This is a genomic window from Rhodanobacter sp. UC4448_H15 (genome assembly GCF_052978265.1).
Genome location: NZ_CM129665.1, coordinates 2,240,045 through 2,255,772, shown reverse-complemented (window position 1 = coordinate 2,255,772; position 15,728 = coordinate 2,240,045). Strand labels below are relative to the sequence as shown.

Annotated in this window: 14 protein-coding genes; 5 read left to right on the top strand and 9 right to left on the bottom strand. The window is 66.3% G+C overall.

Going from position 1 to position 15,728, the window contains the following annotated elements:
* Positions 1-55: 55 nt before the first annotated feature.
* From ACVCMI_RS10155 to ACVCMI_RS10135, 5 genes are all read left to right on the top strand, one after another.
* Positions 56-496, top strand: a complete 441-nt coding sequence (locus ACVCMI_RS10155; RefSeq protein ID WP_447098913.1) for a fused DSP-PTPase phosphatase/NAD kinase-like protein — start codon at positions 56-58, stop codon at positions 494-496.
* Positions 497-716: 220 nt separating this feature from the next.
* Positions 717-1,343 carry a peroxiredoxin gene (locus ACVCMI_RS10150; protein WP_447098914.1) on the top strand — a complete coding sequence of 209 codons (627 nt, stop codon included), beginning with the start codon at positions 717-719 and terminating at the stop codon, positions 1,341-1,343.
* A 147-nt stretch (positions 1,344-1,490) separates the two neighbouring features.
* Entirely contained in the window at positions 1,491-1,703 is a 213-nt protein-coding gene (locus ACVCMI_RS10145) for a YgaP family membrane protein (RefSeq protein ID WP_447098915.1), read from the top strand.
* A gap of 70 nt (positions 1,704-1,773) precedes the next feature.
* Positions 1,774-3,213 (top strand): bifunctional metallophosphatase/5'-nucleotidase, encoded by a 1,440-nt coding sequence (locus tag ACVCMI_RS10140; protein WP_447098916.1) that lies wholly within the window; start codon positions 1,774-1,776, stop codon positions 3,211-3,213.
* Between the two features lie 267 nt (positions 3,214-3,480).
* Entirely contained in the window at positions 3,481-4,140 is a 660-nt protein-coding gene (locus ACVCMI_RS10135; protein ID WP_447098917.1) for a class I SAM-dependent methyltransferase, read from the top strand.
* Between the two features lie 325 nt (positions 4,141-4,465).
* Here the strand turns inward: ACVCMI_RS10135 and ACVCMI_RS10130 are convergent, their stop codons facing one another.
* The 9 genes from ACVCMI_RS10130 to ACVCMI_RS10090 form a co-directional block, all read right to left on the bottom strand.
* Positions 4,466-6,697 carry a heavy metal translocating P-type ATPase gene (locus tag ACVCMI_RS10130; RefSeq protein WP_447098918.1) on the bottom strand — a complete coding sequence of 744 codons (2,232 nt, stop codon included), beginning with the start codon at positions 6,695-6,697 and terminating at the stop codon, positions 4,466-4,468.
* Complete coding sequence (locus tag ACVCMI_RS10125) at positions 6,672-6,950, bottom strand: heavy-metal-associated domain-containing protein (RefSeq protein ID WP_447098919.1); 279 nt, start codon at positions 6,948-6,950, stop codon at positions 6,672-6,674. Before ACVCMI_RS10125 ends, ACVCMI_RS10130 begins: the two co-directional genes overlap by 26 nt.
* 46 nt (positions 6,951-6,996) lie before the next feature.
* Complete coding sequence (locus ACVCMI_RS10120; protein WP_447098920.1) at positions 6,997-8,082, bottom strand: c-type cytochrome; 1,086 nt, start codon at positions 8,080-8,082, stop codon at positions 6,997-6,999.
* A gap of 2 nt (positions 8,083-8,084) precedes the next feature.
* Positions 8,085-9,332, bottom strand: a complete 1,248-nt coding sequence (locus tag ACVCMI_RS10115; RefSeq protein ID WP_447098921.1) for a c-type cytochrome — start codon at positions 9,330-9,332, stop codon at positions 8,085-8,087.
* A complete protein-coding gene (locus ACVCMI_RS10110; RefSeq protein WP_447098922.1) occupies positions 9,329-9,949 on the bottom strand; it encodes a cbb3-type cytochrome c oxidase subunit II in 621 nt (206 codons plus the stop codon). Before ACVCMI_RS10110 ends, ACVCMI_RS10115 begins: the two co-directional genes overlap by 4 nt.
* Before the next feature lie 5 nt (positions 9,950-9,954).
* Positions 9,955-11,556 carry a cbb3-type cytochrome c oxidase subunit I gene (locus ACVCMI_RS10105; protein ID WP_447098923.1) on the bottom strand — a complete coding sequence of 534 codons (1,602 nt, stop codon included), beginning with the start codon at positions 11,554-11,556 and terminating at the stop codon, positions 9,955-9,957.
* Positions 11,557-11,698: 142 nt separating this feature from the next.
* Complete coding sequence (locus ACVCMI_RS10100) at positions 11,699-12,592, bottom strand: MBL fold metallo-hydrolase (protein WP_447098924.1); 894 nt, start codon at positions 12,590-12,592, stop codon at positions 11,699-11,701.
* Between the two features lie 536 nt (positions 12,593-13,128).
* Entirely contained in the window at positions 13,129-14,139 is a 1,011-nt protein-coding gene (gene cydB, locus ACVCMI_RS10095) for a cytochrome d ubiquinol oxidase subunit II (RefSeq protein WP_447098925.1), read from the bottom strand.
* A 2-nt stretch (positions 14,140-14,141) separates the two neighbouring features.
* Positions 14,142-15,542 carry a cytochrome ubiquinol oxidase subunit I gene (locus tag ACVCMI_RS10090; protein ID WP_447099454.1) on the bottom strand — a complete coding sequence of 467 codons (1,401 nt, stop codon included), beginning with the start codon at positions 15,540-15,542 and terminating at the stop codon, positions 14,142-14,144.
* Between the last annotated feature and the right edge of the window lie 186 nt (positions 15,543-15,728).

Here is a 15,728-nt window from a genome sequence, read left to right as displayed (position 1 = left end):
GGCCCCGCGCGGGTTTCCTTTTCATCAGCGCTACGCCCCGGTTTCAGGAGGCTCCATGCACGCACCTTTTCGCTACGCCGACGGCCACTACGCTGGCGGGCAGCCGACGCCCGAGGAGCTTGTCCATCTTCTGCGTGAGGGCGTGCGCACCGTCATCAATCTGCGGGCGCCAAGCGAAGGCAGCGACTATGACGAAGCCGCCGAAGCCGCGCGGCTCGGACTTCGCTATGTCTCCTTGCCGATCACCGGCGCCGCCGATCTCGATCGCGAGCACGTGCGCCAATTCGGCCACGCGCTCGATCAGGCGCGGCCCGCTGGCGGCGTGCTCACCCATTGTGCAAGCGGCAACCGCGCCGGGGCGATGGTTGCGCTGGACGAGGTGATGAACCGTGGCGGCTCGTTGGACAGCGCGCTCGCGCACGGGCGTGCGGCCGGCCTGGCTGCGCTGGAACCCGCGGTCGTTGCGCTGGCCCAGGCCCAGAAAGAGCCGCGATGACAAGCCGCCTGGCGGGGGCGTGGTCGTCAGCGTCCACGCCGGGCGCTCCACCAGCACAAAAGCTCAGCGCCAGTGCGAAGGGATCGGCCGAACGCCCAGGCTGCATGGACTACCCCGGCAAACCGGCACCAGCGAGGCTGCGCCCACGTTCGGTTGATTTCACGCATACCGTCTTCGACAGGCACGTTATTCCCATTCCGTTAAACCTGAGGATCTTCCGATGAGCCTGAAACTCGGCGAAACCGCACCCAACTTCCAGATCGCGACCACGACCGGCGACATCGACTTCCACCAGTGGGCGGGCGATTCCTGGGTGTTTTTCTTCAGCCACCCGGCCGACTTCACGCCGGTGTGCACCACCGAGATGGGCCGCACCGCGCAGCTGGCGCCGGAGTTCGCCAAGCGCAACGTCAAGCCGCTGGGCCTGTCGACTGACTCGGTTGACGAGCACCTGAAATGGATCAAGGACGTCGACGCCACCCAGCACACCACGCTGGAATTCCCGATCGTCGCCGACGCCGACCGCAAGGTCGCCGAACTGTACGGCATGATCCATCCGGGCCAGAGCGATACCGCCGCAGTGCGTTCGGTGTTCATCATCGACCCGCAGAAGAAGATCCGCCTGACGATGACCTACCCGATGGCGGTCGGGCGCAACTTCGAGGAGATCCTGCGAGTGATCGATGCGCTGCAGACCAGCGATAAGCATCGGGTGGCCACCCCGGCCGACTGGCGTCCGGGCGACAAGGTGATCATCCCGCCGTCGATCAAGAACGACGAGGCCAAGGGGCTGTTCCCGCAGGGCTGGGACGAGATCCGTTCCTACCTGCGGCTGACGAAGCTGTAGCCGGCGATTGCCGCGCAAACCATGCGAAGACCGGCCTTGCCGGTCTTCGAGCTCGAACCATCGAATCCTCACGCCGCCTCCACGGGCAAATATCCTTAATGTCCATTCGCAGGGAGGCAGTCACAGCACACCAACAGGAGCACTGCCATGAAAAAAAACATGGGTACGGCCGACCGCACCATCCGCATCCTCATCGCCATTGCCATCGCCGTGGCTTATTTCACCGGAATGATCGGCGGCGCACTGGCGATTGTGCTCGGCATCATCGCCGTGATCTTCGTGCTGACCAGCCTGGTCGGCATGTGCCCGGTTTATTCCTTGCTCGGAATTTCCTCGTGTCCGCGTCGCCAACGCGTCTGACCCGCGACCAGGCTGCGCTCCCGCGCAGCACAGGCAGCGGGCGCGTTGTCGTACACAATATCGAGCCGCCATGCCTCGCCTGACCGTCCTGCAATTGAACGACCTTCACGGTTATCTCCAGCCCCACCCCGAAATGGTGCGCGGCGAGCACGGCGAATGGCAGTTCACGACGTTGGGCGGGCTGGCACGCATCGCCGGTCTGTTCGAGCGCGTCCGCGCGGAACGCCCGGACGCAGTGGTCACGCTGGACAACGGCGACACCTTCCATGGCACCCATGTGGCCGTGGCCGGCAAGGGCATGGCGCTGGTGCCCGCGATGAACGCGCTCGCCTTCGACGCGATGGCGGTGCATTGGGAGTTCGCCTACGGACCCGACGGCGTGCAGCGGATCGCCGAACGCCTCGACTACCCGATGCTCGCGATCAACTGCCACCGCAAGCACGACGACCAGCTATTCCTGCCGCCGTGGCGCATGGTGACCCGCGCCGGACTGCGCATCGCCATCATCGGGCTTGCCTGCCCGATCATCGACAAGACCATGCCGCCGTCGTTCAGCGAGGGCCTGTATTTCACCATCGGCAACGTCGAACTGCCGCGCTGGATCCGCCACGTGCGCGAGGAGGAGGGCGCCGAGCTGGTCATCGTGCTGTCGCATCTGGGTTTCCCGCAGGACGTGAAGCTTGCCGGCGAGGTCGCCGGGATCGATATTTTGGTCAGCGGGCATACCCACAACCGCATGGCCCGGGCAATCGAGGTCAACGGCGCGATCCTCTTCCAGTCCGGCTGCCATGGCTCGTTCATCGGCCGGCTCGATGTCGAGGTGGAGCAGGGCCGTGTGGTCAGCCACCAGCACGCGCTGGTGGCGATCGACGAGTCGATCGATCCGAATCCCCAGATGGCGACACTGGTCGACGACGCGCTTCGCGCCGAGCGCGAGACGATGGCGGAAGTGGTCGGGCAGACCGAGCTGCCCCTGCATCGCTACGCCATGCTGCACGCGCCGATGGATGACTTGCTGGTGGCGGCCATCGCCGAGGCCGCCGGCACGCAGGTCGCGTTCTCCAACGGCTGGCGCTACGGCGCGCCGATCCCGGTCGGCCCGGTCACGCTGGGCGACCTCTGGAACATCGTGCCGATGAACCCGCCGATCTCCACCACCGAGCTGACCGGCGCGGAGCTCCGCCAGATGATCGAGGTCAACCTCGAGCGCACCTTCGCCGCCGACCCCTACCAGCAGATGGGCGGCTACGTGAAACGAATGGCGGGCGTGCAGGTTTATCTCAGGGCCGAAAACCCGGACGGCCATCGCGTGGATCGCCTGTTCGTCGAAGGCGAACCGGTCGCGGACGAGCGCGTCTACCGCTGCGCCTTCATCACCGAACAGGGCGTGCCGGCACGCTTCGGCCGCCGTCGCAAGCGGCTTGGCGTGCATGCGATCGACGCACTGCGTGCGCGCCTGCAGCGACCGTGGCCCGGCTTGTGCCCGCCAGCTTCAGTGGTAGAAATCTAGCAACAGCCAACCGATCCGCTCACTGCATGGGGGACGACCCACCCGCTGGAGCGGCTCGGTCGGACACGGCTGCGTCGCGTTGCTCGCCACAGCGCGGACGTTCTTCACGTACATCCACACCGCCCCGCTGTGCACAGCCGTTGCAGGTTGACGGAGGAAATCAGGGGCGCTTCGGTTTTTTCATGCCGCTTCCGTCGACCCGGGCCGGCGCTTGAATTGGCGGTCCGGGGCGCCCATCTCGACGCACATTCCCCGAAGGTACCCATAATGGCCATCCCCACATCCCCATCAATTCAGGAGCAGAACCGCCAGCGCTTCAACGTGATCGCGGCCGATTGGGACGAAAGCCCGCGACGGCGGGAGCTGGCCTCGGCGGTTGCGGCCTCGATCGAAGCAGCGGTGCCGCTGCAAGCGGACTGGGAGGCCATGGAATACGGTTGCGGCACGGGTCTGGTGGGCGCCACGCTGGCACCAAAACTGGGGCGGCTTCTGGCCTGCGACGTGTCGCCCGGCATGCTCGCGGTGCTGGAGGCGAAAGCCGGGGCGGCCGGGCTCGATAACCTGCAGGCGTGCGTGCTCGACCTCACCAGCGAGCCACCGCCGGCACAGCCGTTCGACTTTATCTTCAGCAGCATGACGATGCATCACATCCCCGACGTGCCGGAGCTGCTGCGCACGTTCCACAGCATGCTCAAGCCGGGCGGGTGGCTGGCGCTGGCCGACCTGGATGCCGAGGACGGCACCTTTCACGAAGGCGGCGTGAGCGGCGTCATGCATCATGGCTTCGACCGCGACGCATTCCAGGCTGAGCTAGAGGCTGCGGGTTTTCTCCAGGCCCGTGCGTGCACCGCCTGCGTGGTGAGCAGGCCAGCCGCCGAAGGTCGCCACAGCGACTATCCGGTCTTTCTGGTCACCGCCAGGGCTTGACGCCGGCAACTGCCCGCAGGTCACGGCCGGAGGGCGAAGCTGCACGCTATCGAGCGCTATCGCGCCTGCCTGGCCGAAGAGGAGTCGAACGCTCACTCATGCGGTCTGGTAAAGGGGCTGCTTGCGGATGCGGGGAAGCAGAGGAGAAAGGGCAGGGCAGCGGTTCGACCATGGTCAGCTATCAGGCCGAAAAAGGACGCCGTTGCCGTACGTGGCGGGTCCGCTTCCCAGGCTCGCAGCAAGCGGTTGCGGGCCCGCCCGTCCCACAGCTTCCTTTCCGCTCTCGCGGACAGGCCACGAAGGTGTGCGACCACGGGCGACGTCGCTACAGACGCAGCCGCGCGGTATTGAGCAGCACGGTCACCGAGCTCAGGCTCATGACGGTCGCTGCGACCAGTGGATGCACGTAGCCTGCGATGGCCAGCGGGAGGGCTGCCGCATTGTAGGCGACGGCCAGGATCAGGTTCTGGCGGATTACGCGCGAGCTCTTGCGCAGCAGCGCGAAGACGCGTGGAAGCTGCTCCAGGCCACCCTGCATGAGGGTCAGCGCGGCGGCCGATTGCGCGGCCGGACTGGCTCCGCTGACGGCCACCCCCAGGTCGGCCGCGGCCAGCGCGGGACCGTCGTTGATGCCATCGCCGCAGAACGCGACATAGCGGTTTCGTGCACGCGCGGCTTCGATGCATTCGAGCTTGCCCTCGGGACTGATGCCGGCGCGGTAAGGCAGCGCCAGCGGCCCGGCCACTTCGGCCACCGCGAGGTCGCGGTCGCCGCTGAGGATCACCAGTTCGCAGCCGAGCGCGCGCAGCCGGTCGACAGCGGCCCCGACCCGTTCGCGTAGCGGGTCGGCAAACTCGAACGCGCCGACCCAGCGGCCATTTCGCACCAGATGCGATACCGTGCGCCGATTGCCCTCCTCGGGAACGGCAATGTGCTGGGCGATGAGCCAGCTGCGCCGGCCGAGGCGAAGTTCCTCGCCTTCGGCGTTCCAGATCAGTCCCGCGCCGGCCACTTCCCGGGTCCGCCCCGTGGGACGCACCGCATCGCCCGCATCCAGCGCGGCGAGCGCGCGGGCCAGTGGATGGGACGAACCGGCTGCCGCCGTGGCGGCCCAGCGGCGCAGCGTGCGCTCGTCGATGCCGGGGGCCGGATGGATACCGACGACGGCCGGTTGGCCCTGGGTGAGCGTGCCGGTCTTGTCGAGGAAGACGATGTCGGGCAGCCGGAAGTGCTGGATCAGATCGGTGTCGCGCAGCAAGGCGCCTAGGCGCGAGGCATGGGCCACGGCGCGGCTGGCCATCAGCGGGACCGCCAGCGACAGCGCGCACGGACAGCCGATCACGAACACCGACAAGCCCCGCGCCGCGGCGTCGAACCCGGTTGCTCCTTCCAGCAGGGCGACGCCGGCGCCCAGAGCGGCCGCGCCTGCCGACCACGGGATCAGGTAGCGCGCCAGGGCATCGACCTTGCGCTGCCACGCGGGCTTTTCTGTCAGCACCCGGCGCACCTGGCTGGCCAATGCATCGATCCGCCGGGCACCGGGCAGCGCCTGCGCGGTCATCTCGGCGCTGCCGTCGATCACCTGGTCGCCGGCCCACAGGCGGGCCTCCGCGCCGAGCTCGACCGGCACCGATTCCCCGGTGAGGCGGGAACGGTCGACCCAGAGCGTGCCATCGACGATCGGTCCGTCCACGACCACCGCATCGCCGGCTTCCAGCCGCACGCGATCGGCCGGGCGCAGCTGGCTCGCCGGCACCCGCTCTTCCGCGCCGGCGATGACGCGCCGGGCCAGTTGGTCCCCGGTGCCGAGCAATCCGCGTACGCGTTCGGCCGCATTGGTGCGCAGGCGGCGGTCGACCAGGCGGGCGATCAGCTGGAACGTTACCAGCATCAGCGCGGAGTCGAAGAAGACCTGGCTGCGCCCGTCCAGCAGGCTGAGCAGCGATAGCAGCACCGCCAGGGCGACCCCCAGCATGATCAGGCTGTCCAGGCCGGGCGCGCCCGCGCGCAGCGTGCGCCACCCGGCGAGATAGAACGGCCAGCCCGACCACAGCAGCGCGGGCATCGCGAACGCTCCCGAGCCGATCGCCAGCAGGTAGCCGGTCGACCGGTCGGATGCGGCGAAGTACAGCTCACCGGCAGCGAGCATGCTCCACATGCCGAAAAAGACGGCTACCGCCAGGCGCTCGCCCAGCCGCAGATGGATCTGCCTGGCGCGGTCGGCCGGCTCGTCCAGGGTGCGTGTCCCGTAGCCCAGCCTGGCGACGGCCTTGCGCAGGGTCGTCAGGCTGGTCTGGCCGGGATGCCACTCCACCACGACGGCGTCTGCGGCGAAGTGGGCGGCAGCGGCCCGGACGCCGGGCTGGCGTGCAAGTAGCGCTTCCACGGCCGCCGCGCAGGAGGCACAGAACATGCCTTCGACCACCAGCACCTGGCGCTCGACGCCGCTGTCTGGGGCGGAGTGCCCGGGTTGCTGCGGCTCGCTCAGGTTCCCGGCTGGCGCAGCCGCCGCGGGCTGGCCGCCGGCCACGCTAGTCGTCGCTGCCGTGGTCGCCATCGCTGTCCGCCGCTCGGGCGTCGGGCGTGGCGGTGAAGCCGGCCGCTGCCAGTGAGGCAAGCAGCGCTTGGCCGAGGCCGGGCTCGAGCGCCTGCAGCACGACGCTGCGGGCGGAGAGGTCGACGTCCACCGCGCTGACCCGGGTGTCCCCGGCGAAGGCGGTACGCAGCCTTTTTTCGCAGGCGGCGCAATGCAGGTTCTCCAGCCGGTAGCGATAGCTGACCGGCCGCTGCAGGGCGGACGCGCGATTCATAAGCGAGCTGCCCTGGTCATGGAATCTGCCTCGCCGTGTGACACCGCTACGGTTTGCGCGTGGGCGGGGGCGGTGTGCCCACCCCGATCAGCTGGCCATTGACCACCTGGCCGTAATACGTGTTGCCGCCACTGTGGTACTGCTTGGCCGCTTCCGCCACGGCGCCGGTCTGGCGTGGATCCTTGGGGCGTTCGTGGCTGTCGATGTAGGCGGCGACGTCCCACGCCTGCTGGTCGGTCAGGCGGTCGTGCTGCCCCAGTGGCATGTTGGCCTTGATGAAGCCGGCGGCATTGTTGATGCTGGCCATGCCGGCGCCCCAGTTGTAGCTGTGCGGCCCCCACAGCGGCGGAAACACCACCCGCCCGTTGATGTCGTGCTGGCCCTGGCCGTCGCCGCCGTGGCAGGTCGCGCAATAGGTCTGGAACACCGTTTGTCCGCGCTCGGGCGAATAGCCCTGTGCGGTCTTCTTCAGCTTGGGATAGCCGCCGCCAGCCAGTTTGGTGTTGGTCGGCGCGCCGGTCGCCAGCCAGTGCATGTACGCCTGCAGGTCCTTGTAGACCTGGTCGCCCGCCTTGGGCGGACCACCCGAGGTCGAATCCTGCGCATTCATCGAATAGGTGAAGCAACCCTTGACGCGATCCTCCATCGTGTTGATCTGCTTGTTCTTGGAGCGGTACATCGGGTAGCTGACCCAGGCCGACCACATCGGGGCCGAATCGGCGCGGCGGCCGGCGTCGAGGTGGCAGTTGCTGCAGGAGAGCTCATTACCGACGTACTGGCCGGCGTGGGTGCGCGTGTTGACGAAGATCTGCATGCCGCGGCGGACCGCATCACCTCCTGGGCCGGAAGGGATGCTGCTTTCGGGCGGCGGATTGAAGGCGGGCGGGGTTTTCTTGCCGGCGGTGGCCGGCGCCGGTGCGCTACCGCTCGCCTCGGGCCCGCGGTCCCGGGCTTGCCGGCTGTGATGCAGTCCGGGTACCTCGATGTTGCCGAACACGACCACCGCGGCAAACAGCACGATCCCGCCGATGACGGCGTAGATCGCACGCCGGGTGCCATGCCCTGCACGTTGATCGTCCCGGCTTTCGTTGCCTTCGACGCGTCGGCGGGTGGGTTCGGATGGGTGCTCCATGGTCATTCTCCTGTCGAGGCCTGCACCTGGCGCGACGGCACGGGTGGCAGCGTACTGAGATAGTCGGAGACGGCCTTGCGATCGAGCGCATCCAGCTTGACCGCAATGTGGCGCATCAGCGCGGAGGGGTCGTTGCTGCGCTGGCCGTCGGCGAAGGCATTGAGCTGGGTCACGGTGTAGGCCGGGTGCTGGGCCGCGAGCGCGGGGAAGATCCCGACCCCGAAGCCGGACGAACCGTGGCAGGAGAAACATGCAGGGAGCTCGCGTGAGCTGTCACCGGCGAGGGCGAGCTGCTGGCCGCGCGAAATCCGGCCGCCGAGATCCGGACGGGCGGTCGAGCCGGGCGACAGCTGGGCGTAGTAGCGGGCAAGGACAGGTATGTCTTGCGGGGCAAGCGAGCGGGCCACTATCGCCATGATCTCGTTGGGGCGCCGACCGCTGCGGAAATCGAGCAGCTGGCGCTCGATGTAGGCCGAGTCGAGTCCGGCCAGGCGCGGGATGTTGAGCGTGCCGCCGCCGGTGGCCCCATGGCAGGACGCGCACGACCAGCGCCCGCCGCGCGCGGCCGAGGCCAGTAGGGCGCCGGCGGTGTCGGTGCCGGCGAGCGTGACCGCTGCCTGCGTCGAGGCTGGCTGCGCTTCGTAGGCAGCCGGATGATCCGACACCGCCACCAGCGCCGCGCCCCCGCTCCATGGTTCGGAGGGGCCGCCCTGACGCCGGGCGGCGGTGACATCGGACACGTTCAACGGTCCGGCCTTGTTCGACCAGGCTTGCCGTATGTAGGTGCCAATCTCGGCGATCTCTGTGTCGGAGAGCACACTGGCGAAATCGGGCATGTGCCCGTTGTAGTCCTCGCCGGCAACGCGAATCGGCCCATGGATGCCGTGCAGCAGGATCCTGGCGATCATGCGCGGATCTTCGGTGACGAAAGGCGAGCCGTCGAGTGGCGGCACCGCACCCTTCAGCCCGGCGCCGTCGACCTGGTGGCAGGTGGCGCAGCGCTCCTGGAACAAGGTGAGGCCGGGCTGGTGGGCCGGGCGGTTTTCGGTCTTTTCGGCGAGGTTGCGCTGCAGCCGCTGGGTCTGCCCGATCTGCACCGACTTGCCGGCGTCGTAGAGCATCGCCACGCCCCAGAGCGCCAGCGCGATGGCGATCCAGTACACCGGCAACGGAACGCGCCGGGACTCCTCGTAGGGTTCGAAAAGTTCATCCTCGGGAAGGCGCCGCGGGCGCTGCTTGCGATCTTTCACCGGGCACCTCCCTGGGTGGCATAGCCATCGTCGCGTACGCCATCGACGGGCGCGGGATAGGTGCGGTCGAGGCTCAGCAGGTAGGCCACCAGATCCTGCGCATCGCGCGTCGCCACCACCGTGCCTTCCCGCGGCCGGTAGGCTTTGGGTACCCATACAGCCACATCGCCAGGCGCGAGTCGTGACTTGACTTTGAACAGGTAACGATAGGCCGGCATGATGCTCCACGGGGAGATCGACCGCGGCTGGTAGAGGTGGGTCAGTTGCCACGCGGCGCTCGGCATGCGCGCGCCGATGTTCAGCAGATCCGGCCCGGTGCGCATGGTGCCCAGCAAGTGCGGCTTGTCGAACATGTAGTCCGAGGCCACCGACGCGCGGCCCCAGCCGCGTTCGACGTCGGGCGCCTGGTCAGGCGAGCGCGGCTGCTGGCTATGGCAGTAGACGCAGCCCTCGCGCACGTACACCGCCCGCCCGCGCAACTCGGTGGCGGTGTAGTCGCGCAGGCCGGGCGTGGGTGGCTTGCTGCGGATCTGCACCGCGGGCAGGACGAGCAGCAGCACGGTGGCGAATACCAGCAACGCCAGCGACAGCAGGGCGATCGGCAGGACCTTGTTCATGGTGATCATGGCGCGGCCTGCGCGGCGACCGGCATGGTCTGGCCCGGCGCATGCAGTCGGGAACGCGCCAGCAGCACGAAAAAGTTGAGCGCGAACACCAGGTGTCCGAGCGTCATCAGCGAGCCGCCGACCGAGCGCGAGATCAGGTACGGCCTGAGCAGGATGACGCTGTCCGCGAACGGCCGACTGGCATCGATCATGGCATAGCCCTGTTCGATGCCGCCGATGGTGAGCGCCGTGAAGTAGATGGCGAAGCCGACGATGGTGAGCCAGAAATGCACCGGGATCAGGCGCGGATACGGCCACTGCGCGCCGATCATGCGCGGCATGATGTGGTAGATGCTGCCGAACAGCACCAGCGAGACGAACCCGTAGACGCCCAGATGCGCATGCGCGATGGTGTACTGGGTGAAGTGCACCACCGTCTGCACCGGGCGCAGCGCTTCGGTGGAACCCTGCAGCGAGACGATCGTGTACGAGAGCGCGCCGAGCCAGACAAAGCGCAAGGGGGTGGAGTCGCGCAGCGCCCACAGGTTGCGCGCCACCGTGACGTGGTGATTGATCGCCACCGCGACGACCGACACGATCATCATCATGCTCTGCACGATCGAGAGCGTCACCAGCCACGTCGGCACCGGGCCGCCGACGAGATGATGGATGCCGATCTGGCTGTAGAACAGCGCCAGCGCCCAGAAGCCCAGCAGCGACAGCGTGTACGAATAGATCGGCTTGCCGATGATCTTGGGGATGAAGTAGTACGCCGCGCCCAGCCCGAGTGGCGTGAGCCACAAACCCAGCACGTTGTGCGCGAACCACCAGTTCACCGTGGCCTCCTGCGCACCGGAGTAGATCTCCGGAATGTTGGCGATCACGAACAGCATCGGAAACCAGCCCAGCGCGGCGATGAAGTACCAGCCGGTCACGTATATGTGGCGCACGTTGCGCGCGCGCATGGTGCGGAACAGCGGTACCGCGAACAGCGCGGCGCCGATCGCGATGAAGATATCGACCTGCCAGGGGATCTCCAGCCATTCCTCGCCGTCGGTGAAGCCGGCCGCTATTCCGGCCAGTCCGGCCGCCAGCGCGATGTTCCAGATCCACGCGCCGTAGATCGGCAGCCGCGGCGAGCGCAGACGTGTGTGGAAGATGCGCGGGATGATCCACATCGCCACGCCCAGTCCGCCCAGTGACAGCCAGCCGTAGATGACCGAGTTCAAGTGCAACGTGCGTATGCGGCCGAAGGTCAGCGCGCCGGCACCGTCCAGCCAGTCGGGCAGGTGCATCTTGAGTGAGGCAATCACGCCGAACACCGAGCCCAGCACCAGCCAGATCACCGCGCTGGCAAGCAGCAGGGTGACGGCACGGCGTGACGAGGCGTCCTCGCCCGCATGCGCGGCATCGCGATGCTCGTGCTGCGCCACTTGCTCGTTCGGCGTATCGATCGTCGGGTCGTCCATGCCTCCGGCCTCGCCCTTGCCGAAGACCGTGTAGGCATGCGCCTGGTCGACTTTCATTTGACGGTTGCTGATCGCCCAGATGAAGGCAGCAAGCGCGATCAGCGAGATCACGAAACTGATGACCAGAAACAGGCCGATCGTCCAGCTCATTGGAACCTTCCCGAAACGACTCTAGCGGTGGCGGCCCTACAGACAGCCGGCTGGTTGCCATATGGATCGATGTATTACTGAAAACATGCGATGGTTGCAAATCCGCGGTCGCTGCCAGGTTGCGGACGGCATGGGTAAAACATTACTCCGACGATGTCGAAGCAAAGTAATTTAGGGGGATCCGCAGGAAAGAGCGACCGCACGGAGCGGCTGCGGGCAGGCGGCCGCCGCGGATGTTCACTTGCAGCGCCGCGAGCATCAGCTTGGGCAGGGGCAGTGTGGCATCGCGCTTCCTGCGTAGATCCACAAACGCCTCGCGGCCGCGGTCGCCTCCGACGTGGATATTGTCATCGCGATGCTTCGATACCGTCGCATGGCACTGCGCGTCACGGCCGTGCGGTGCATAGTCATGGCCCACGAAAAGTTCCGTGTCCCTCGGCAGGGCCAGCAGCGCCTGGATGGAATCGAACAACTGGTCTGCATCGCCACCGGGAAAGTCGGCACGCGAGGTGCCTGCATCCGGCATCATCAACGTGTCGTGCACGAACGCCGCGCGCTCGGTCACGTAGCTGACCGACGCCAGCGTGTGGCCGGGTGAGAACAGCACCCGCACCTGCGTGTCACCCACGCTGAACACATCACCATCAGCAAACAACCGGTCCCACTGCGATCCGTCCACCGGGAAATCGTCCAGGCAGTAGATGTCGCGCCACAGCTTCTGCACCTCGACCACGCGCGCGCCGATGGCGGTGGGAGCCTGCAGCTTTCCGGCCAGGTAGGGGGCTGCGGAGAAATGGTCGGCATGCGGATGGGTGTCCAGGATCCAGTCGACCTGGAGGCGCTGCTCCTTCACGAAGCGCAGGATCTGGTCGGCATTGTTGGTCGCCGTAGTCGCTGCGGCCGGATCGAAGTCGAGCACGGGGTCGATGATCGCCGCCTTGCTGGTGGCACGGTCGACCACCACGTACTGCCAGCTTCCCGTGGGCTTGTCCCAGAGCGTCGCGACGGCAATACCTCCCAGTTCGATCAGTTCCATGTTGGCATCCTCATGGCGGCTTGAATGGCGCCGTTGGCGGCGACGTGAGAAGCGACACACGTGGCGCATCGACCCTTGGGGCCGTGGAGCCTCCTGCGTGGCCATTACTGCGTTTTTGCAAATGGCAAAGCGGGTGGAACGCATCACATGCAGTCATGCCGGGTCAGCGCCGCACCTCATCGCTACGGTAGACGTATCGGAATCAACCGCTATGGACAATCTAAACGCGCGGATCGTGAGCCTGAGGTAAAGGAGGAAAGATTTGCCGTAGCGAGTTGGCCAATGCGTCTCCTGGTCGAGGCCCGCTGGATCCACATTCGATCGTTCAAAACATTCCCTGCAGCGTGCGAACACGTGTCAGGAATGGCCGGCGTTGGCTGCTGGCGAGATTTTCTGTCCGCTGTACATACTGGCAATGCAAGCGTTCTGTCACCTCACCGTGCGCTGCAGGCCTCTTGCTTCGCAACGGCGCGTGACTTCAGAGACGGCAACAGTGGTGCATCGTTTTGCGCAGTCTGGTGGTGAAGGCGGGTGCCTCAATGGTAGCCCTCGTCTGCCTGCACCTTGCCGCGAAATACCCGATACGAATACACGGTATAAGCGAGTACCGCCGGAATCAGCACCATCGCGCCGACCAGCACGAAACCCTGCGACGACGGCGGCGAGGCGGCCTGCCAGATGGTCATGCTCGGCGGCACAATGTTCGGCCACATGCCCACCACCAGGCCGACGAAGCCCAGCACGAAGAAGCACAAAGCGAGCAAGAACGGCTGTACCTCGCGATCCTGCAGCACCGCCCGCCACAGCCACGCTGCATTGAGCAAAGTCAGCATCGGGATCGGCAAAAGGTAGAGGAAATGCGTCCCGGTGAACCAGCGTGCCATCAAGTGCGAATCGAGGAACGGCAACCATGCGCTCACGATCAGCATGAAGCCGATCACCGCCAGCATCAGCGGCCGGGTGAGATCGAACGCGACGCGCTGCAGCCGTCCTTCGGTCTTGAGGATCAACCAGGTCGCGCCGAGCAGCGCATAGCCGAACACCACCGCCACGCCGGTCATCACTGCGAACGGGCTGAACCAGCCGAATGTGCCCTGGATATACTTGCCGCCGGTGAGCGGCATGCCCTCGACCAGCGCGCCCAGGATCAGCCCCTGCGCGAACGCGGTGAGCACCGAGCCGACGCTGAAAGCCACGCCCCACAGCCAGCGCGAGGTATGCGCCTTGAAGCGGAACTCGAACGCCACGCCGCGGAAGATCAGCGCGATCAGCATGACCAGCATCGGCAGGTATAGCGCCGAGAGCACTGCAGCGTAGGCCTTGGGAAAGCTCGCCATCAAACCCGCGCCGCCGAGTACCAGCCAGGTCTCGTTGCCGTCCCAGATCGGCGCGGCGGTATTCATCATGTGGTCGCGCTGGTGTTCGTCATCGGCGAACGGCAACAGGATGCCCAGCCCCAGTACGAAGCCGTCGAGCAGCACATACATCATCACCGCAAAGCCGATGATGAAGTACCAGACCACGGGAAGCACAGTTGCCCAGTCCATCCTCAATCTCCCATCGGATCGTCGGGCGCCGATAGCGGGCGCGAGGGTGTACGAAGGTGGCTGCCGTGCACCGGCGTGGCCGTCTGGTCGCGCTGCGGCGCCGGTAGCGGACCGTCGCGAAACAGCTTGAGCAGATACCAAAGGCCTGCGCCGAAGATGCCGAGATAGACCACCACAAAGGTGATGAGAGAGGCGAGCACGCTGCCGGCTGGCACTTTGCTCACCGCTTGCGCGGTGCGCACCAAGCCCTGCACCACCCACGGCTGACGCCCGACTTCGGCGACCCACCAGCCAGTCAGCAGTGCAACGAAGCCGGACGGGATCATCACCACCCAGGCTTTCAGGTACCACCGGCCGGACAACAGCGTGCCGCGCTTCCAGCGCCACAGCCCGATCAGGGCGAGCGCGAACATGGCCAGGCCGAGCCCTACCATGACACGGAACGAAAAGAACGGAATCGCCACCGGCGGGCGCTCATCCCGTGGGAAATCCTTCAGGCCCTTGACCTCTCCGTTCCACGAGTGGGTCAGGATCAGGCTGCCCAAGTGGGGCACGTCGAGCGCGTAGTGGTTGGTCTGCGCCTGCTCGTCGGGCCAGGCAAACAAGGTCAGCGGCACATTGCTTTCGGTGTCCCAGCGCGCCTCGATCGCGGCCAGCTTGGTCGGCTGGTATTCGCGCACCTTCTGCCCGGCCATGTCGCCGATCATGATCTGCAGAGGGATCACGATGGCAAGGAACGCCAGCGCGAGCTTGAGCGTCTTCCCGGCGCGATCGACGAAACGCCCCTGCAGCAGATAGACGGCCGAAGCCCCGCCCACCACCATCGCCGTCGAGATGAATGCCGCCAGCACCATGTGCGGCAGGCGCACCAGGAAAGAGGGGTTGAAGATCACCCGCCACCAGTCGGCCGGGTAGAACACGCCGTCGCGGATTTCGTAGCCGGCTGGCGTCTGCATCCAGCTGTTGGCCGACATGATCCAGAACGCCGAAAGCAGCGTGCCCAGCGCGACCATGCAGGTGGCCAGGAAATGCATGCGGTCACTGACCTTTTTCCAACCGAACAGCATCACGCCAAGGAACGTCGCCTCCAGGAAGAACGCGGTGAGCACTTCGTAATTGAGGAGCGGCCCTACCACGTTGCCGGCGACGATCGAGAAGCCGGCCCAGTTGGTGCCGAACTGGAAACTCATCACGATGCCCGAGACCACGCCCATGCCGAAAGCGACGGCGAAGATCTTGAGCCAGAAGAAATACAGGTCGCGCCACAGGTCGGTGCGCTTGACCAGCCACACGGCTTCGATGAAAGCGAGCCACGCCGCCGTACCGATGCTGAAGGCGGGGAACAGGATGTGGAAAGACATTACCCACGCGAACTGCAGGCGCGAGAGGAACTCGGCGGTCAACATGCTTCACTCCGGGGAAAGACGTGGCGCATTGTGGACACTTCCATGTGATCCCGCAGTCGTTTATTGCACGATGGCCGGCTACGGGCGATCCACCAACGCTAGCGATCTATACGCGGCATGTGCTCGCGTGGTGTGTCGTTTCGTACGACCGATGGCTTTGCCCTGTTGTCATGTGTGTTCCTC